We start from the raw sequence: 19580 nt of genomic DNA, 5'->3' as shown, positions 1-19580 counted from the left end.
CTCTCTCGGTGTTATCCCGCCCTTGGCGAGGCGGAATTCAACCCGGGGCTGCCGAGCCAGCCCCGGGCTCGATGGGAAAGACTTACTTGGCGCTGCACTCCTGGATGATGACGCTGCCCACCTCGCCGGAAGTCTGGGTCGGGTCAACCTTCACCAGGAAGCTCCACAGACCCTGTTCCAGCGTGATGCTGTTGTTGCCCATGCCACCGTCGCCGTGCTGGAGCGGGTAAACCTGCTCGGGCTCCAGTGCGATCAGGGTGCCACCGGCATCCTTCACGAAGAACTGCTTGCTCCAGTTGCCATCGTCGTTGGCAAACTTGAAGTCAAAGCTGCCCGCGTAGTTGAAGGCGGCCTGATAGATGGCGAGGTTGCCTTCCATCCCCTTGTAGCTCAGCTGGTAGGCCGGCTGGGCGTTCCAGTCGCTCAGACTGCCGCGCACATAGAGCGGGAAGCCGAGCGGATTGCCCGCGACGGTATCCAGCACCTTGCAGCTCTGCGCCGGTTCGGTGTAGCTGACGCTCAGGGTGGGCTTGTCCTTGTTCATGGCGGTGAAGACAAACTTGTAGGTGCCAGCCTTCTCCACGTTGAACGGCAGATCCCCGCCATTGGCACAGAGCGTATTGACCTGGCCGGTCGCAAGCTGGTCGGTATCGCTGCACTTGCCGTAATTGACGGGGCCGCTCCACTCGTTGCCAGCGATCTTCACCTGGGTCGACCCCAGCTGATCCGCCGTCACCTCGGTGGTGAACTCATAGGTGAAGTTGCCACTGAAGTTCATCTTGTTGACCGGATCCCACTGATTCAGGAAACCGCGCACGAACACCTCGGTGTCACCGAAGGGAGGCAAGGTGCTCAGATCCGTCTTCTTGCTCACCGGCAGCCCCGCGCCCTGGGCACCGCTCTGCGGCTTGACGAACACCGCCGCCGACCAGGCGCCAAGGGTCAGCTGACCGCTGTCATTGGCCGCCCCGCTCGCGATGCTGTCGGAGTCACGGTGGGCACCGCTCAGGACCATGCCGGTCAGATCGATGGGCTGATCCTTGCCGTCACGGAAATCGCCGATGCTCTGGGGCTGATTGGTGGCGTTGATCATCACCACCAGGCCGTCGATGGCCGGATCCAGATCCGCACCGGCGCCCACCCCGTCATCCACACTCATCACGATGAGACCCGGGATCTGCTCAGGGCCGGTGTTGCGGAAGTCGACCCGCTTGATCACCTCGGCGCCGCTGCCAAGACGCAGCAGACGAGAGGATTGACGCAGTTCGGAGAGCTCCTGGTAGAAGTTCACCATCTGATGCATCTCGGCCGAACCCGGCTTGGCGTGCTGGCCAAGCACCTGCTCGATCAGCTCGTAGTTGGCCTCGTCCTTGTCCTTGCGCGGCAAGCCCTTGTCGAAGTTGTTGTCGCCAAGGGTGTAATCGACCCGGTTGTACCAGTCACCGGAGTCGTAGCTGTCCCGCTCCATGGACTTGGAGCGCAGCAGTTCGACACCCGCGTGGGTGAAGGGAATGCCCTGACCCAGCATGGCAGTCGCCAGAGAGACCCCCTGCATCCGCACCAGGTCGGCCCCGGCGGGTGCCTTGTACACCAGGTTGTCGAACAGGGTCTGGTTGTCGTGCTTGTCGACATAGTTCTGGATTTCGGTCGGATCCTGGGCATAGCCCGCCGGTTGACCGTTGTAGTCGATGTCGGAGCCTTTCTTCGGAATGCCGTCCTTGTCGGTCAGCACAAACTCCTTGAGGTTGCCCGCCATGCCGAGGCGCACCAGATCGGACTGATGCAGAGCGGTGGCGAGATCGACGCCGTCCAGCTCGTTGGCATCCACCAGGGCACCGTTGCCAAAGCCCTGGGTCTTGCGAATGGCTTCGCCGCCGTCGAACGGGCTGCCCCCGCGCACCGCATCACGCAGCCGGTCGGAGAAGGAGCCGATGCCGGTACCGGCCAGATGCTTCTGGGTCGCCTGCACGAAGCGCTTGTCATCCTGTACCTCGCCGAAGTTCCACCCCTCGCCGTAGAAATACATGTCCGGATTGACCTTCTTCACCTCGGCCAGGGCCTGCACCATCTGATCTTTCGGGTGATGGCCCATGAGGTCGAAGCGGAAGGCATCGATCTTGTAGTCCCGTGCCCAGGTGACCAGAGAGTCATCCATCAGCTTGGCGAACATGGCGTGTTCCGGCGCCGTGTTGGAGCAGCAGGTGGAGTTTTCCACCGAACCGGTCTCCGGATTGAGGCGCTGGTAGTACCAGGGCACAATCTTGTCGAGCACGGATTTGGACCCGAGACCCGCTTCGTTGGTGTGGTTGTAGACCACGTCCATCACCACGTTCATGCCGATGTTCTGCTTGATGGCCTGCACCATCTCGCGGAACTCCTTGATCCGGGTCGTCCCCTCCGCATTGGTGGCGTAGGAGCCTTCCGGGGTGGTGTAGTGGTAGGGGTCATAGCCCCAGTTGAAGGAGTCCACCCCGCGCAGATAGCCGTACAGCTCCTGCACCACGGGGTTCTCCTTGCTGTCGCTGGCTTGCAGATCACCGAGCACGGCTTCGATGGTCTCGCCGCCACCACAGTGGCTGGCAAACCTGGAGTTCTTGACCTCGGGATTGACCTCGCACAGCTTGCTGAAGTCATCGCCGATGTTGGCCACCTTGGCCGGGTCCTCGTTGACGGTAGCGATGTCGAACACCGGCAGCAGGTGCAGGTGGCTGACGCCGCTCTTGGCCAGGGATTTCAGGTGGGTGACGGGCACGCTGTCGCTGTCGGTCAGCCCGAGGAACTTGCCGCGGTGCTCCACCGGCGTCGACTCGTCGTTGCCGGTCAGATCCCGGACGTGGGCCTCATAGATGGTGATGTCGGCGGGGTTCTTCTGGCTGTGGGGCGCCTTGAGGCTGTCCCAGCCTTCCGGCTTGAGGGCCGGATCGTCGAGATCCACCACCTGGCTGAACTCGGAGTTCATCGCCAGGCTCAGGGAGTAGGGGTCGGTCACCTGATAGGATTCCAGCTTGCGGCTGACCGGGTGATAGACCTGGATGTCGTAGCGGTAGTATTTGCCGACAAGATCGCTGCCCCCCTGCACGCTCCAACTGCCGCTGGCCTCGTCCAGGGTCATGGCGCGCTCGCCAAGCGACTTGTGCTGCTCGTCGAACAGCGCCAGCTTGACCGACTTGGCGGTCGGCGCCCAGAGCCGGAAGGTGACATTGCCCCCCTCCACCACGGCGCCGTAGGCCAGCTTGGTGGCCGCTTCGCTGTAAAGGGCATCGAGGGCACCGGCACTCTGCACCAGGGTCGCCCCCTGCAGGATACCGTCCGCATCGGTCCCGATGGCGACCAGCTCACCCTTGAGCAGAGGCTTGAGATCTTTCCCCGCAGGCAGGGCGAAGGCGGCGGCATCCTTGAGGTGCGGGTATTTGGCCTGCTGCTCTTCGGTCAGGCTGGTCGGAGTCAGCTTGAGGTAGGGGAAATCGAATACACCCTCGCTGTTTGCGGTGATGGTGCCTGACTCTGTGTAGTAGAGGCGCACATAGGGCTTGTCCTTGCCCCCTTGCCAAATCAGGGTGTTGTCGTCGATGAGGTGGGCACTGGCCCCCGCCACGCCGAAAGCGGCGGTGAAGGCTTCCGCCCGGCTGCCGAAGATCTCGTTCTTGCCGGCGACGATGGCCACGGTGCGATCCGGGTGATCGCTGAAGACCACCTTCATGTCGCTGCCGGTCAGGTTCGCGAGATCGCCGTTGCGGGCGATGAAGTTGATGCAGCCTTCCATCTTGGAGAGCGGTACGACCCAGGCCGGACCAAAACTGTCCGCCGCGGACGGCGTCTTGCTCTTGTCATCCCAACCGGTGTTGAGGCCGCCCTCCGAGGTCGAGTTGCAGGCGTCGTTGTTCCACAGGTGCAGGCTGTGGCTGGCGAACGGGCCGGTGACACCGCGCGCCGCGCTGGTCTGGGTATCCACCAGGGCGATGACCGCTTCGTCAGGGCCGGCCGTCAGCAATTCGGCCGGGGGCTGGACGTTGGGAAGACGAGCGACGGGCTCATCCTGAGGGGCAGGAGCAGAAGAACTGTTGTCGTTACAGCCTGACAAAAGCGCGAGCAGTGAGGCTGTTACCAGCGCCACTTTGGTCTTTTTCATATCCATTTTTTTATAATTCCCGCTGTAGTTAGTCTCGATATCCGAGTACCCGGTCATTGCCGAGCGGTGCCATATTAATCAGCGGGAATTGCCGTAAATGTGAGCGGATGGGCAAAAAAAACCAATCCGCATCAACAAGATAACGTTTTCATAACGAAAGTTAGATCGCGCTCACAGACCTGGCACCGCTTTCGGCCCATACCAGCGTGAAGAGGGGAGCGAGTGACGAAATCAATGTCCAATCAAATGGATAGAGGGGGCTGGGTGATGAAACGGATTGAGGAGCAGGCCAGGCGGCTAGACCAGGAGTATCAGGGCATTGCCCAGTTGTTCGATCAGTTCTGCCAGCAGGCCGGCGTGCTCGCCGAACGCTATCACTTCTTCAACTGGCCGGATTATGAAGAGAGCCCTCCCCTCGCCCGCGCCTTCACCCTGCTGGGGGAACCACGGGAGCTGCGGCTGCGCTGTCAACCCGGTGAGGGGGGCTCCCTGAACGGCCTCCTCCAGGTGTGTGGCGAGGAAGGCAAGGTCCACGCCAGCCTGGGCTTTCGTGCCGACGGCCACCTGCTGCTGGAGCCGGGCCGCCTGCTCGACGACCCGCCGGGACTGCTGCTGAGGCTGATGCTGGGCTCGCTCTGGCAGGATCAGGGGAGCGAGCCTCCCCGCTGACACCCGCCAGGGGTATCAGTCGGCAGACACTTCGATGGTCAGGTGCACCAGCTCCTCGTGGATGGCGAGGCGCTCGCGGATCGCCTGTGCCGGGACCGGGGTCGCCATCTGCAACGACATCGCGGCGGCATACTGCGTCTGCCCCACCCGCCAGACGTGCAGATCGCGGATCTCGGCGTCAGGCAGCTCGGCGATCACCTCGCGGATCTCGTCCACCAGGGGCGCATCCATCTCCGCATCCAGCAAGACGCGCCCGGTATCACGCAGCAGCCCCCTGGCCCACACCGCCACCAGCACGGCCCCGGCGATGCCCATCAGGGGATCCAGCCAGTCCGCCCCCCACAACATGCCTCCCACCAGCGCCAGAATCGCCAGCACCGAGGTGGCCGCGTCCGCCAGCACGTGGAGGTAGGCGGCGCGCAGGTTGAGATCCTGATGGCCGTGGTGGTGATCGTGCGAGTGGTCGTGATGACCGTGATGGTGGTCGTGACCATGGTGATGGCCGTGATCGTCCCTGAGCAGCCAGGCACAGGCCAGATTCACCAGCAGGCCCAGCAGGGCAATGCCGATCGCCTGCTGATAATGGATGGGGCTGGGGTCCAGCAACCTGGCCACCGACTCGAACAGCATCAATCCCGCCACCCCCACCAGCAGCAGGGCGCTGCTGAAGCCCCCCAGCACCTCTATCTTCCAGGTACCGAAGCTGAACCTGTGATCCCGCGCGAAGTGGCGGGCAGCGCGATAGGCCAGCACCGAGAGGCCGAGGGCCAGGGCATGGGAGCTCATGTGCCAGCCGTCGGCCAGCAGCGCCATGGAGTTGTAGAACCAGCCCCCACCGATCTCCGCCACCATCATGACGACGGTGAGCAGCACGGCCCAGCGGGTCTTCTGTTCGGCCAGGGGATTCCCTTCGTGGACGACGGGGTGGTGGCAGTGGGATGACATGGATTTCTCCTGAAAACGAGGATACCATATACTATACCCCAGTATAGTTTTATTGATCGAGAGGATCCTGGATGTCACACACGGTTCACGACAAGAAGAAGCTGCTGGCACGGGTCAGGCGCATCAAGGGGCAGACCGGCGCCCTGGAGAGCGCCCTGGAACAGGAAACAGACTGCGCTGCCATTCTGCAGCAGATCGCCGCCATCCGCGGCGCCGTCAACGGCCTGATGCTGGAGGTACTGGAGGGGCACATGCGCGAGCATCTTGGCGCCGAGGAGGCGACCCATGCCGAGCGGCTGGAGGATCTGGATCAGGTGGTGAGGGTACTGCGTTCCTATCTGAAATAAGGGCGCCCGGTGATGACGGGCGCCCCTGTCAGTCGAAGTCCGCGTAGGGAGTGAGAGGCCTTGGCGGCATATCGAGATCCCCTTGCCAGGGCTTGAAGGTGTAGCGCAGGAACAGGGTGACATGGCTGGGGGCATAGTCATCCGCCTGCTGGATGTCCACCCGGCCACCGATGCGCCAGTGCTCCGTCAGCCTGTGTTCCACCACGCCATTCAGGGTGTAGCCGAATCCACTGCTACTGCCCCCTTTCACAGGCGCATTTCTGTCTGGCAAACCGCTTGGCAACAAGCCTTCCAGCGGGTAGCGGCGACTGTCGTCGGTACGGGCGTAGGACCAGGATCCCGATCCCCCCAGCTCCCACGACCAGTCCGGGGTTCGCTGCCGGTAGCTCACCGGCACCGAGAGCGAGAAGTACCCCTGCGGGCTGTAATACCCCCCCTGCCCCAGGGTATAGCCCCCCAGATCCTGCTGGTAGTGCCACAGCATGGTGCTGAGCCCCACGCTGGCACGGCGATGGGTCTCGTTGACGAACTTGTAATAGCCCCCTCCCATGAGTCGGGTGCGCCAGTTGTCGGGCACGTTCTTGCCGGTCAGCAGGTGCTGCTGGGCGCTGCCCCAGAACCCGACGGCCCCTCCCAGATCCCGGCTGAGATCGAGGCGGACCCCGTTCGCCCGCACCCCACCCCAGCTGATGCCCGTGCCCGGATCCACCGTTCCCCCATAGGAGAGCAGCGAGCTGCTGACGGGCCGACGCGAGAGGGTCATCCCCCACCCCAGCGTGTGCCAGTCACCGGTCAAGGTGGCGCCACCAACCCAGTCCACCACCTCGAAACCGAGGGGCGTGGTCCCCAGATCGAACGCCCAGGCCCCCCGCTGCCAGCCTGCCGCCAGGGTGGTCCCCCGGCTCTGCTGGTGCGCGTCCCCGCGACAGTCCCTGGCCGCACAGGTACCGAACTGCGCCCGGTAAGGGGAGTCCGGCAGATCTCCGGCATCCATGTCGACCAGTTCAAGGCGGCCGAAGGCGGTACCACCGGCCAGCGGCGTATCCAGTTGCGCCATCTGGGTCAGCGCCCGCAAATCCGAGTAGCCCCCGGTACCGCTGGAGCCCCAGTAATCGCTGTCGAGGGAGAAGGTGGTCTGGCTCTGCCGGTAATGCCTGTCGAGATCGCTGCGCAGGCCGGATGCCAGCCACCCCTCCCCATCCTGACTGCGGGCCAGCCGGGTCAGCTCGCCCCCCTCCAGATCCTCGCGGGGGGCCAGACCTGCGGCCACCAGCCCCTTGCGATCCCGCACCAGGGCCTCCTCCACATCATGCTCGGCAACGCGCTGGCGGGCGGCATCGCGCCAGAACAGCGCCGTCTGCTGGGAGGCCGGTTGCATCGCCACCAGGGGTTCGTAGTCGGTGAAGATGGCGCGGGCTGTCTCGCCCTCTCCCAGCGCCTGATAGAGATTGGCTACCCGGCGGTAGTAGTTGGCCCCCTCCGGGGGCAGCGGGTTGACCGGCCAGGCGGGCAGCCAGTGACGGGCCTTTGCCAGATCGCCCCTGGCCTGGGCCAGTTCGGCCATGCCAAGCCTGGCCTCGGGCTGTTGCGGCGTGCGGGCAAGCACCTCCTGATAGCGCTGCTCCGCCAGTGCATAGGCCCCCCGATCCGTGGCCCACTCCGCCAGCATCAGGCTCGCCTCTTCATCCGGCTGCAACGGCTGAAGCAGGCGTTCGGCCCCCTCATCATCCCCGGCCTCGTGACGCGCCCTCGCCCTGGCGAGCACCTCGTCACGGGCGAGGCGCTGATCCAGCGCATCCATGTCCTGTGTCCAGCCGGACCTAGGGATGGCGGCCAGCACCCCTCTCGCCTCCACCATCTTGTCCTGCCCCGAGAGATAGAGGGCGGTGGCGTAGCGCAGGGTGGCATCCTGCGGGTGCGCCGCCAGCCGTTCCCGCAAGAGCCGCTCCCCGCTACCGGCTTCCCCGAGGCGGGCCCGGGTATCGGCTACTCGATAGGCCAGCCACACCTCTTCCGGGGTCAGCGCGAGTGCCTGCTCGCGAAGGCGCAGCGCCGCCGCCACCTTGCCGGCCCGATCGAGCTGATCGGCCTCCTCCTGCAACAGCCCGGCCTTGAGCCGCCGCCCTTCGGCTTGCATCCCTGGGGTGCCCTGCTGCTCCAGCAGGGCCAGGGCACGTGCCGGATCCTGCTCCTTGTAGAGATCGAACAGGCGGGCCAGTGCCCGCTCCCGCGCGCTCCCCATGGCGAGCGCCTTGCGGTAGGCGGACTCCGCGTCGGCATCGCGATGACGGCCACGCTCGCTGTCTCCAAGCCCCAGCCAGGCTTCGGGTTCACGCCCATCCTGGGCGATGGCACGGCGATACAGGGTCGCCGCCTCATCCCACTGCTCCCGTTCCAGGGCGCTGCGCCCCTGGCTCACCAGCAGCCAGTAGCGGTTGGTGGCCAGCAGGCTGCGCCATTTGTCCTTGTCGGTCACCTCGGGGTGTGCCAGCACCCGTTCAAACTGGGCGATGGCCAGCGCTCGCTGATCGTTGCGGGAGTAGGCCTGCCCCAGGGCGCCCATGAGTTCAGGATCCCCCGGGTTGGCAGCCAGGGCACGCTGCAAGCGGGAGATGGAGGCACCACCTCCCGCCGTGCTTGCGAGCGCCGACTGGCGTGCGCGATAGGCGGGCGAGGCCCACTTCTCCTCCTGGGTAGCGAGCAGCTGTTCCGCCTTGGTGGTATCCCCTTCGCCAAAGAGCACCATGTACTCCTGCAAGGCAGCGATGCTCCCGGGACCGATGGGTAAGGATTCGATGTCCGCGAGCCAGATCTCGGCGGCCTCGTCCCGCTGATAGGGATCTCGCGCCATCTCGCGCAACAGGTTCTGCGCCCCCTGGCGCCGACCCTCCGCCAGATAGAGGCGAGCCAGCCCGCCCCGCACTCTGGGCTCACCCGGATATTGCCGGTTGAGTGCCTCCAGGGCCGCCAGCCCCTTTGCCTTCATGGCCGAGATCCGTGTCTGCAACAGGGCATAATCCACCGCCACGTCGAGATTGGGGGGCAAATCACCGGAGAACAGGGAGCGATAGAGACGCTCGGCCTCCTCCAGCCTGCCGGCGCTGGTCAGCAGCCTGGCTTGTTGCAGTTGCTGGCGCCTGGCCGGTTCGTTCAGGGCCAGGTTGGCCATGCCCTGACGATAGAGCGCAGAGTCGGGGTCTTGCTTGCCAAGGCGGGCCAGCAGTGCCCCGGCCTCCTTGACCTTGCCCTGGCGCAGGGCCTGACGGGCCTGGGCTGCCAGCAGCTCCGGATGATCGGGCTCCATCAGGGAGAGGGAATAGAGGCTGTTGCTGACGAGATCTTCCCGCCCACGAGCCTCGCCAATCCTGACCTGCTCCAGCAGCCAGGCCACCGGCTGTACCGTCCCTTGCGCCAGGGCTCCGCTCATCAGGCAGGCGAGCAGGCACCCCAGGGTCACTCTGCCTGACATGACTCGCTCCAATCCGGCTGCAGGGTACCGTCGGCGGCAAAGCGATAACGCCCCTGATCCCAGCCTGCACCGAACAGGGTCAGCACGCTGCCGTAGTAGGCATCCGCATCCAGCCCGTGATCGGAGACCTGCTTGCGCAAGGTGACCTGCGCCGGCAAGCCCCGTGACAAGGGCAGGAGGGCGGCGGCAAAGCCGCTCGGCCCCTTGCCCTGAACCTGTCCACTTTGGCTGGAGACCCGCTCGGGAAGATGACCCGATTCGGTCAGCTGCGCCAGCATGGGGGCAAAGTGGGCCACCAGGGAAGCCCTGGCGGGATCCTCCTCGCTCAACATGCCGAGCCAGAGATAGACGCGGATGGCGTCATAGCCACCGGTGTCGCCCTTGTCCGTCGTCACCTGCCATCCCTTGTCGGCCTGCCAGTCCACCCAGTCCGGGGCAAAGCCACGGGGCGCACTCTCCTGCAACAATTTGGGCAAGAGGGTCCGCATCTCCCCCCAGGGCCCCTTGAAGGAGGCGAATCTGGCCAGCAGTTGTGGAGGCAGATAGCTGGGGTTGAGGGTCCAGCGTCCCTCCCCCTCATAGCCTTTCGCCCCGGGCAGCAACACGGGGCCGAGACCCGGCAGCGTGGCGACCTCCTCCCGGGCGATACGGCGCAGCAACAGGGTGCCGAGGGCAGAGTAGCTGTGGTTCTCCCACAGGCGACCCGCCTCCAGCAGGCTGTAGGCTATCCAGAGATCCGAATCGGACGCGCTGTTCGCATCCAGCACGCCCCAACTGCCGTCCTGCTGCCTGCCCCAGAGCCAGGATGGCAGGAAGCCGGTCAGATCCCCGCGGGCGAGCTGCCGCTCCGTCCAGTCGAGCAGGCGGGCAAAGGTCTCCCTGTCATCGTTGACCAGGGCGAAGAAGAGGGCATAGCTCTGGCCTTCCGAGGTGGTGATGCGGCGCCCCTCGGCAGGGTCGATGACCCTGCCCTCTTCGCTGATGTAGTGCTGGCGAAAGTGATCCCACTCCGGCCAGTGGCAGACGGCCTGCGCCGGGAGGGAACAAAGGGCCCAGAGGAGCAGGGCACCACAGACATTTTTCATCTGAGTCATCTCTTAATCTTCCTTCAGACGGCGGCGACTGGCACTGGCAAGCAGCACCCGCAGACCCCAGCCCAGTACCAGCATGCAGAGCAGGGTCAGCCCGGCAAGACGCACCGGATAACGGGCAAACAGTTGCCAGAGACGCTCCCACCACGGCAGGTAGCCCACCTCGTAGCGATCCCCCACCACCAGGCTCTTCACCCCGGATTCCCGGATGATGGCCACCGAGCCTGCCACCTGATCGCGCAGGGTCCGGGTCTGCAGGGCATCATTGAGCAATGTGACCCCCGCCGGTCCATCCGCCAGCAGTGCGACCAGGCTGCGCTGATCATGGGTCGGCGATTGCAGCCCCAGGATGACGGCGATGGCCCGGTTGCCCGTCATGCCCACCCGGGCCTGGGGCTGGCGATCGGCCATGGTGTGCAGCAGATCCCCCTTGTGCTGGCGGGTTGGCTCGTTGACCCAGCTGCGCGTGGATTGCAGCAGGGCGTCGGGAGCCAGATCCCCTCGAAACTCCTCCGGCAGGGTGCCGATGAGCAGGGTATCCCGATCCGCGGTGCGCGCTCGCTCCCAGTCGTCCAGAACCTGCAGGGAGAGCGCCGGATACCCGGTCTCGGCCCCGATGGCACCGACGGCATCGAGCAAGGTGGTGATCTGCCCGGGATGGGGTCTGGCCGGCATGACAATCTGGGTGTCGGCGAGATCCGCCATCCGGCTGAACGGGAAGCCGGCATAGGCGAACGCCTTGAGGTCGGGCATCTCGATGAAGTGACGATAACCGGTGAAGTCGATGGTGGAGCCCTCGTCGATGCGCACCTGATGGGCAGGCGGCATCACCAGGTCGCAACGGCCATCCTCCGTTCCTCCCATGTATTGCTGGGCATACTCGAACGAGAAGCTCAGGCTGTTGGCCTGGGTGGTCTTGAGCCCGGGCATGCGCAGCGCCATGGTGTCGCCGTCGTCGGCAAACCAGAGCGGCAGAGTCAGCAACCGCTCACTCTTGATCTCGCCGGGCTCGAGCGTGAACGACTTCATGAGCTGGCCGTTGACCCCCACATCCAGCCGGGAACCGTCGCGCAGGGTGGGCGAGGTGTGGTGATACTTCAGCTCCGTCCTGATGCCGTTCTCCCCCAGCAGATAGAGATCCGGCGGCAGGCGCAGCGTCAGGCTCATGGGCCACAGCGTGCGTCCCGTTGCCTGCAACTGACCCGGGTACTCCGTGAGCTCATCAAAACGCATCTTGCGATCCAGTCGCACCCAGTTCGGGGCATCGTAGGGTTGACGCGGCAAGAGCGGCTTCACCTCGTCCACCATGACGCTCTGGCCACGCAGCATGACATCGCCTCGCGCCAGCCCCTGCACCGCCGTCAGCAGATCCTGCTGATCCCGCCCCAGGATCAGCAGCAGCTTCACATAGGGGTTGTCGGGGGAGCTGATCATGTCGATGGTGGGCCCCTTCACCTCGGGATAGTCCACCAGGAAATCGGGGCGCGCGTCATTGGTGGCAAAGATCACGGCGTTGCGATCCGGCAACTGGTTGATGAGCACCGGGAAATGCTGGCCCCGCCACTGGGCCTTGGTGCCGAACCAGGAGGCCAGCACCGCCGCCGCCTGCTGCTGCTCCGGGGGTACTGAGCCCGTGAACACCATGGGCAGAGTCAGCTTGCCATTGTCCCGCACGTCGAGGAACGGCATGGGGAAGAAGGAGAGCTCGTTGCGCACCGGCAGGGTCTGCAACTGCAGGGTCAGCTTGCTGTCCCGGTTGACGTTGAGCCAGAGGGTGTCGCTCGCCGGGTTCTCGCACACTTTCTGATAGTGGCCGACGAAGCTCACCTTGAGGCGGTTGAAATCCTTGGCATAGCGGGGATCCAGCTCGATGCTGGCATGGGTCATCGTCCCCATCTGATCCTGGTTGAGGGCCGTCACCCCCATCAGCTCGTCATTGAGATAGACCTTGACCTGGGAGATGAGCGGCAGCAGGGAGGGCGATGGCGTGAAGTTCAGATCCAGGGTGGCCCGGGTCACCACCTCGTCCCGCCGCACGGTGAAGTCGGCCAGTCCGTCTGGCGCATTGCCGCGCAGGGAGAGGGTGCCTGGCGATGACGCCATCTGTTCGAAGCTCATCCCCTGGGTGCGCACCGGAGCGGGAACGGGCGGCAGGGGGCCGACGGCCTCGGCGGCGGTCGCACCCTGCGCCATCAGCAGGAGAGGAATAAGGTAGCGTTGTGGTTTCATCATCCTTTCACTGTCTGTGAGGTCGGAGTCCCGGCCCGGAAATCTGGGGAGACGCGACGGGGAACGAAGGAGAGGAGCCAGCGAGCCAGCTTCTCGAGGAGGATACAAACAAAGCCGATGGGTGAGGTACGGGCCAGACGCCAGTAAGCCCCCCAGCCGAGCAGGGTAATGTCGATCAGGCTGTGGAGGGGGCGATCCTTGCCCAGACGCTGCTGCCACAGGGACCAGGTATCGGCCCGGGCGAAGGTGCACTGGATGAACTCGACATGCTGTGCCTGCGCCATGGGCTCCAGCTCCAGTCCCAGCTTGCAGCCGAACACCCGCTGCACCTTGGCGGCGAACGCCTGCTCCCGCTGGTCATGGCGCAGCAGCAACCAGACCCTCTCCTTGTCGGCCAGGGGCAGGGGCGCCTCGAGCAGCACCCCGACCCCCCCGTTGGAGTAATCCCTGACGGTACAGGGGTAGAGGTGACCGTTCGCCAGCCTGATGGCCGCCGGCATCACCATCTCCACCCTGGGGTTGGCACGGACCTGCCGCGACTCGAAGGCCACCGCCAGGGCGCCGCCCAGTATGGTCATGTTGTAGAGGGTCCAGATCATGCTGAGGATCAGGGTCGGCACCTCGTCGGCAGGGCCGGTGCCGATGCGCCAGAGGCCGAACCCCAGCCCGCACAGATTGAGCAAGATCAGCAGCAGATAGGGGCGGGAGACCGACAGATCGAGGAACACCTCCTCCGTCATCCCCCCCTTGGCGGTCACGTTGAACGTCCCCTTGTGGGGTGCAAAGAGCGCCACCGTGGTCGGCCTGGCGATGTACCAGGCCAGCACCGTCTCATAGACCTCGCCCCAGAAGGAGTGGCGCACCTTACCCTGCAACCGGGAGTTGGTCAGGGCGCTGTGGAAGATGTGCGGCAACATGTAGAGGGCGATGGCCGCCGCCGGGGCATAGATGATGTAGGCGTGCAGGATCAGGAAGGCGAGCGGCGCCGTCAGGAAGATGAGCCTCGGTATGCCCGAGAGGAAATGCAGCATGGCATTGAAGTAGCACAGCCGCTGCCCCAGCTTGAGCCCCTTGCCGAAGAGGGGGTTGTCCAGACGCAGGATCTGCACCATGCCGCGCGCCCACCGGATGCGCTGACCGATGTGGGCAGAGAGGCTTTCGGTGGCCAGCCCCGCCGCCAGCGGGATCCGGATATAGGCCGAGGTGTAGCCGAGGCGGTGCAGCCGCAGGGAGGTATGGGCATCCTCGGTGACCGTCTCCACCGCGATGCCGCCGATCTCGTCAAGGGCGGTGCGCTTGATGACGGCGCAAGAGCCGCAGAAGAAGCTCGCATCCCACATGTCGTTGCCATCCTGCACCAGGCCGTAGAAGAGTGCCCCCTCGTTCGGCATCTTGCGAAACCGTTGCAGGTTGTGCTCGAACGGATCGGCGGAGAAGAAGTGGTGGGGGGTCTGGACCACGCCCAGACGGGGATCCCGGTAGAACCAGCCCACCGTCATCTGCAGGAAGGAGCGGGTCGGCAGGTGGTCACAGTCGAAGATGGCGACCAGATCCCCGGTGGCCATCTTGAGGGCGTGATTGATGTTGCCCGCCTTGGCGTGCTCATGGGTCGACCGGGCCACATAGCGGATCCCGGCCTCCTCGGCGAAGTCGCGAAACGCCGCCCGCCCCCCGTCGTCAAGTAGCCAGATGGTCAGCTTGTCGGCGGGCCAGTCGAGCCCCATGGCGGCGTAGACAGTCCCCTTCACGATGGCGAGATCCTCGTTGTAGGTGGGGATCATCAGATCCACGCTGGGCCACTGGGCCGGATCCGCCGGCAGTTGTGCCGGGGGGCGGTGCAGGGGCCATGCGGTCTGCCAGTAGCCGAGCAGCAGCACCAGCCAGGCATAGGTCTCGGCGGCCAGCAGCAGCAGGCCGCAGGTCAGGCTGACGGGGTCGAACCAGTCGAGGGTCGAGGTGTAGCGCCACCAGATGTAGCGGCAGGAGATGGTGAGGGAGAGCACCATCATCATCAGCATGGGATAACGGCCCGGCACGGCGCGCAGGATAAAGGCCATGGCCGCCAGCAGGAGGACGAACACCAGCTGCGCCTGCAGGGTGAACGGCTGGGTGACGCAGAGCAGGGAGAGGCTCCCGGCCACCACGCAGAGCAGCACGCTCTTCCAGCGTGCCTCGCGGGGCGTGGCCCTGGCGGCGGCCAGCCCTTTCTCCTCCTGGCGGGCCAGGAAGGCCCCGAGAGTCTGGGTGCCCCGGTGCCAGAGCCGCTGCCAGGAGGCAGGCCAGCGCAGAGGGATGGGTTGTGGGCGACGCACTATTATCCAGAGGCTCTGCAACAGAACGCGCAGGGGATCCCCCACTCGGGGGTGCGTCAGCTGGGGATAGAGTCCCCGGGCATGGCCCAGCACCCATTGCCAGCCATGACGCTCGAGGGGGAAGAGAGCCCAGGCCAGCAGCCAGCCCAGTGTCAATGCGGCCGCCCCCGGGCGGGAAGCCCCCCGCTCGCGCAGTGCGCCATAGCGCTGCGAGCACCAGAGGCCCGCAGCCGGCGTCAGCAGCCGCACTCTCATCGGGGGGCCTCCCCCTCTGCCAGACACCAGGTCGCCAGGGCGGCCAGCTCGTGGGCAACCAGACTGGTGGGCGCATAGCGGCCGACCGGCAGCTTGGCGGCCATGGCCTCCGCCATGGCTTCGTCCCTGTGCAGATGAAGATTGAGCAGAGGGAGCCCCCCTGCCAGCCAGAGATCCAGCAACCCCTGCTGCAGGGCCCGCTGGCTGGAGAACTGGGTCACCAGCAGACGCTCATCGGCCGCCCAGGGGTGGCGGTGAAGCCGCACATGGCAGTTGGCATCCGCATTGACCACCAGCAAGCGCCTGCAGGGGATGACGGGGGCCATGCCCAGGGGCAGATCCAGCAGCACCAGATCATAACCATCGATCCCCGCCAGCCACTCGGCTGACGCCCCCTCCCCCCCGCCATGGGAGAGCAGATCCAGTCCCTCCTCCCGGCGGTGAAGCGCACCTCGCCACTCCCGCGCCGGCTGGGTCAGCCGGCTCCAGCCTCCTGGATCGTCATGGGGCAGGCCAAGGTGGATGCCAAGCTGGTTGTCCGGGCAGAGATCCACCGCCAGCACCCTTGCCCCCTGCTCATGGGCAGCCTGGGCAAGCCCCGCCACGATGGCGGTGGTCCCCACACCTCCCCGGATCCCCTGCAGGGCGATCACCTTCATGCAGACCTCCCCTCGCCAGTCCCCTCGGGCCCTTTCACTGCCACCTCCGCCAGCAGGGGGAAGCGTGCGCACAAGGCGGCGAGCCGCTCCCTGGCGGCAATATCCTGGTAGGAGAGGCTGACACCAAAGGCCTGCTGGACCATGGCCACGTCATTGATCACCGAACCCTCCACCGGGACGCCGAAGGGGGTCTGCATGTCTGATTGCCGTTCGCTGCGCATCGTCACCTCCGGTCTCATTGGGGATAGGGGACCCAGTCCCCCTGCCCCAGCTTGATGTGGTACTTGCCCTGATATTCGATCACCACCGAGCCCTGGTTCTCGGACACCGACGGGGTCTGCGGCAGGTCGCCCAGCAGGGCATCCCAATCGATGGTCTCGCTCCCGAACACATCCTTCCCCACCAGCCTGGAGACCAGTTCTGATACCGCCAGGAAACTGCTGGGGGTGTCCACGTTGCGGGTCGCCTCGTGGGGCGCCTTGGTACCAAGCAGGGCAACCCCCACCGGCACCTGGGTGATGCTCGGGCTGGGAATGTCCCGCAGCCCGGCCATCTGCATCTTGTCGCCGGTGAGAGCGGCGCCGTGCTCAGGCACCATCACCACGGCCACCTTGCGGCCGGATTGCTCCAGCGTCGTCATGAAGTCGTCCAGCTGATCCAGCAGGGTCTTGAGCCTCGCCTTGTAGGGCGCTATCTGGCGGCTCGCCACATAGCGGTTGCCATCGTGCAGGGCGATGAGGTTGAAGAAGGTGACGTTGCGTGCCGCCTGACTCTGTGTCCGCTCGTTCAGCCAGCGGCCGAACAGGGCATCCCCGCGATAGATGGGTTCGCCATCGAAGGAGGCGAGGTCATGGGCCAGCCCCTTCTTGTCCATGGGGGTCACATCCAGCCCGGCATACTGCTGCAGGCCGGTCAGGTAGTTGCCAAAATCCCCCGAGTGATCCATGGCCACCTGTTTGGCAAAGCCGAGCTGGGCCAGGTTCTCGAACAGCAGACACTGCTTCGGCGCCGTCACATAGAGCCCCTGGTGGCTGGTCTGCCCGCAACTGGCCCGCAGCAGGCGAATGGAGCTCGGGCCGCTGTAGGAGGTGGCGGAGTTGAAGCGGTTGAAGCGAATGTCGAAGTGGGACCAGACCGGGTGCCCGGTCAGGCCGCTCGCCTCCACGTCACGCCAGGCCAGGGAGCAGACATTGATGATGAGCACATCGAAGGGGGTCGCCTGGGCTGGCAGGCTCTCCGGGAAGTGCACCAGCCTCTCCTGCTCCTCCCGATAGAAGTCATCGAGATAGGCGTTGAGGTTCTCGTTGGTCGGCGGGGCACTCTGGTCAAGCTGCTCCTCCATGGGCAGCACTGAGGGGCGGGTCTCCTCCCGGGGCGTGTTCAGGGCGTGCTCGCTCGCCCCCTTGCTGCTCGCGAAGGGATTGCTCACCTGGGGAGAGACCCAGAGCCAGAGCAGCGCCAGCAGGATCCAGGGGGTGAAGCGCAACCACTGGGCGATGAACAGATAGAGCGTCAGCAGCACGAACCCCGCGCCGACCATCTCCCAATTGATGAAACGCCCGAGTAGCTCAGCCCAGTAATCCAGGGTGAAGGAGAAGACCTGGCTGCCCTGGGCACGAATGCTCTCTATCCCCGGCAACCAGGTATCGTGATAGAAGATCCCCGCCCCCACCGGCAACGCCAGCCAGTGCCGCGCACGGCGCCACCCGGCCCTTGGCAGAGGAAAGATCAGGAAGGCGGCAAACACCAGGTTGATCAGGGGGTGGAAGTTGAGATATCCCCCCCAGAGCAGGGCGAACTTGGCAAGAAAATAGACATTCCAGCCACCCAGGCCGTGCCAGTCCAGCCAGGGGGAATCGGCATCAGAAACATGTCGGGTCATCGGCGATGAGTCACCTGTTATCGTGGGCCCCCCGAAGGGGCCGGGCACACTGCAATGGTTGTCAAAAGAATAGCCTGACTATTATGCAACTATTTCTTTTGTCTCAGGCGGCGCCGAACCTGGCTCCCCCGGATGGGTGGGAGGGGAATGAGAGGGGCCGTATGCATCCATATATTATCCAAACGATGCCGATAAGGCAGCCTTCTCTGACAAAATGGGGGGAACGTGCAGACGGGATGCAGGATCCTGGCAAGGGCCCCGCATTCACCACTGCGACAGACTTTGTCAGCCCTGTCGCCATCTCGAACAACTTGAGGCCACCTCTGGATTGCGCCATCATATCGGCCCGGCTGATGGCCGGCCGAATTGGACAGTCAACTTCAAGGACCCCCCATGTTTGAACACGTCGATGCCTATGCTGGCGACCCCATACTGACGCTAGTCGAGACCTTCCACAAAGATACCCGCGAGCAGAAGGTGAACCTGGGGATTGGCCTCTATTACGACGAGCAGGGCCGCATTCCGCTACTGCCGTCGGTGCAGCAGGCCGAAGCGCAGCGCGCCGCCGCCCCGGCCCCGCGCCCCTACCAGCCGATGGAAGGCGCCGCCAACTACCGCACCGCGGTGCAGCACCTGCTGTTTGGCGCCGAGCACGAAGCGGTCAAGGCGGGCCGCATCGCCACCATCCAGACCATCGGTGGCTCCGGCGCCCTGAAGATCGGTGCCGATCTGCTCAAGCGCTACTTCCCGACCTCCGAGGTGTGGGTCAGCAATCCCACCTGGGACAACCACAAGGCGATGTTCGAGGGGGCCGGCATCAAGGTGCACGACTACCCCTATTACGATGCGGCCACCGGCGGCGTGCAGTTCGACGCCATGATCGACTGCCTGAGCAGCCTGCCTGCGAAAAGCATCGTGCTGCTGCACCCCTGCTGCCACAACCCGACCGGGGTGGATCTCTCCCGTGCCCAGTGGGACCAGGTGATCTCCCTGGTGGTCGAGAAGAACCTGATCCCCTTCATGGACATCGCCTATCAGGGCTTCGGTGACGGGCTGGAAGAGGATGCCTATGCCATCCGCGCCATGGTGGCCGCCGGTGTCAGCTTCTTCGTCAGCAACTCCTTCTCCAAGAACCTCTCCTTCTACGGCGAGCGCTGCGGCGGCCTGTCGGTCATCTGCCAGGATGCCGAAGAGGCGAGCCGGGTGCTGGGCCAGATGAAGGCCACCGTGCGCCGCAACTACTCAAGCCCCCCCACTCACGGTGGCCAGATCACCGCGGCGGTGATGAGCCAGCCCGAACTGCACGCCATGTGGGTCGGTGAGGTGACCGAGATGCGCACCCGCATCAAGGCCATGCGCCAGAAGCTGTTCGAGGTGCTGAGTGCCAAGGTGCCGGGCCGCGATTTTGGCTACTTCATCAACCAGCGCGGCATGTTCAGCTACACCGGCTTCACGCCGGAGCAGGTGGACAGACTGCGCGAAGAGTTCGCCGTCTATCTGGTGCGCTCCGGCCGCATGTGCGTGGCGGGCCTCAACAGCCGCAACGTCGACTACGTGGCCGACGCCATGGCCGCTGTGCTCCAGGGCTAAGCC

At 65.0% G+C, this 19580-nt stretch carries 12 protein-coding genes; 3 read left to right on the top strand and 9 right to left on the bottom strand.

Annotated features, from left to right (window positions below; genetic code table 11):
• Positions 1 to 82 precede the first annotated feature (82 nt).
• Positions 83 to 4135 (bottom strand): pullulanase-type alpha-1,6-glucosidase, encoded by a 4053-nt coding sequence (gene pulA, locus BN1120_RS02525; RefSeq protein ID WP_111736087.1) that lies wholly within the window; start codon positions 4133 to 4135, stop codon positions 83 to 85.
• A gap of 261 nt (positions 4136 to 4396) precedes the next feature.
• On the opposite strand from pulA, the gene BN1120_RS02520 reads away from it, so the two are divergent.
• Positions 4397 to 4798 carry a hypothetical protein gene (locus tag BN1120_RS02520; protein ID WP_042014589.1) on the top strand — a complete coding sequence of 134 codons (402 nt, stop codon included), beginning with the start codon at positions 4397 to 4399 and terminating at the stop codon, positions 4796 to 4798.
• A 15-nt stretch (positions 4799 to 4813) separates the two neighbouring features.
• On the opposite strand, the gene dmeF is transcribed toward BN1120_RS02520, so the two are convergent.
• On the bottom strand, positions 4814 to 5743 hold the full coding sequence (gene dmeF / locus BN1120_RS02515) for a CDF family Co(II)/Ni(II) efflux transporter DmeF (RefSeq protein WP_042014588.1): 930 nt from the start codon (positions 5741 to 5743) through the stop codon (positions 4814 to 4816).
• Positions 5744 to 5814: 71 nt separating this feature from the next.
• Between dmeF and BN1120_RS02510 the strand changes: the two genes are divergently transcribed.
• On the top strand, positions 5815 to 6090 hold the full coding sequence (locus BN1120_RS02510) for a metal/formaldehyde-sensitive transcriptional repressor (RefSeq protein ID WP_041214512.1): 276 nt from the start codon (positions 5815 to 5817) through the stop codon (positions 6088 to 6090).
• A gap of 28 nt (positions 6091 to 6118) precedes the next feature.
• On the opposite strand, the gene bcsC is transcribed toward BN1120_RS02510, so the two are convergent.
• From bcsC to bcsG, 7 genes are read right to left on the bottom strand one after another with little or no spacing between them, the layout of a single operon-like run.
• Complete coding sequence (gene bcsC, locus BN1120_RS02505; protein WP_080767856.1) at positions 6119 to 9559, bottom strand: cellulose synthase complex outer membrane protein BcsC; 3441 nt, start codon at positions 9557 to 9559, stop codon at positions 6119 to 6121.
• Positions 9544 to 10653: a cellulose synthase complex periplasmic endoglucanase BcsZ gene (bcsZ, locus tag BN1120_RS02500; RefSeq protein ID WP_231959400.1), complete on the bottom strand. Its 1110-nt coding sequence runs from the start codon at positions 10651 to 10653 to the stop codon at positions 9544 to 9546. The genes bcsC and bcsZ overlap by 16 nt, the downstream gene beginning before the upstream one ends.
• A gap of 3 nt (positions 10654 to 10656) precedes the next feature.
• Entirely contained in the window at positions 10657 to 12882 is a 2226-nt protein-coding gene (gene bcsB, locus BN1120_RS02495; RefSeq protein WP_080767855.1) for a cellulose biosynthesis cyclic di-GMP-binding regulatory protein BcsB, read from the bottom strand.
• Positions 12879 to 15446, bottom strand: a complete 2568-nt coding sequence (gene bcsA / locus BN1120_RS02490; protein ID WP_042014584.1) for a UDP-forming cellulose synthase catalytic subunit — start codon at positions 15444 to 15446, stop codon at positions 12879 to 12881. The genes bcsB and bcsA overlap by 4 nt, the downstream gene beginning before the upstream one ends.
• Positions 15443 to 16105: a cellulose biosynthesis protein BcsQ gene (bcsQ, locus tag BN1120_RS02485; protein WP_010672843.1), complete on the bottom strand. Its 663-nt coding sequence runs from the start codon at positions 16103 to 16105 to the stop codon at positions 15443 to 15445. The genes bcsA and bcsQ overlap by 4 nt, the downstream gene beginning before the upstream one ends.
• Positions 16102 to 16326, bottom strand: a complete 225-nt coding sequence (gene bcsR, locus BN1120_RS02480; protein WP_042014611.1) for a cellulose biosynthesis protein BcsR — start codon at positions 16324 to 16326, stop codon at positions 16102 to 16104. The genes bcsQ and bcsR overlap by 4 nt, the downstream gene beginning before the upstream one ends.
• 14 nt (positions 16327 to 16340) lie before the next feature.
• On the bottom strand, positions 16341 to 17987 hold the full coding sequence (gene bcsG, locus BN1120_RS02475; protein ID WP_042014583.1) for a cellulose biosynthesis protein BcsG: 1647 nt from the start codon (positions 17985 to 17987) through the stop codon (positions 16341 to 16343).
• 393 nt (positions 17988 to 18380) lie between these two features.
• Between bcsG and BN1120_RS02470 the strand changes: the two genes are divergently transcribed.
• A complete protein-coding gene (locus BN1120_RS02470; RefSeq protein ID WP_042014581.1) occupies positions 18381 to 19577 on the top strand; it encodes an amino acid aminotransferase in 1197 nt (398 codons plus the stop codon).
• The last annotated feature ends 3 nt before the right edge of the window (positions 19578 to 19580 follow it).

Source organism: Aeromonas caviae (assembly GCF_000819785.1).
In the GTDB taxonomy this organism is placed as follows: domain Bacteria; phylum Pseudomonadota; class Gammaproteobacteria; order Enterobacterales; family Aeromonadaceae; genus Aeromonas; species Aeromonas caviae.
The sequence above is the reverse complement of the archived record's forward strand: the minus strand, read 5'-3'. Positions and strand labels throughout refer to the sequence as shown.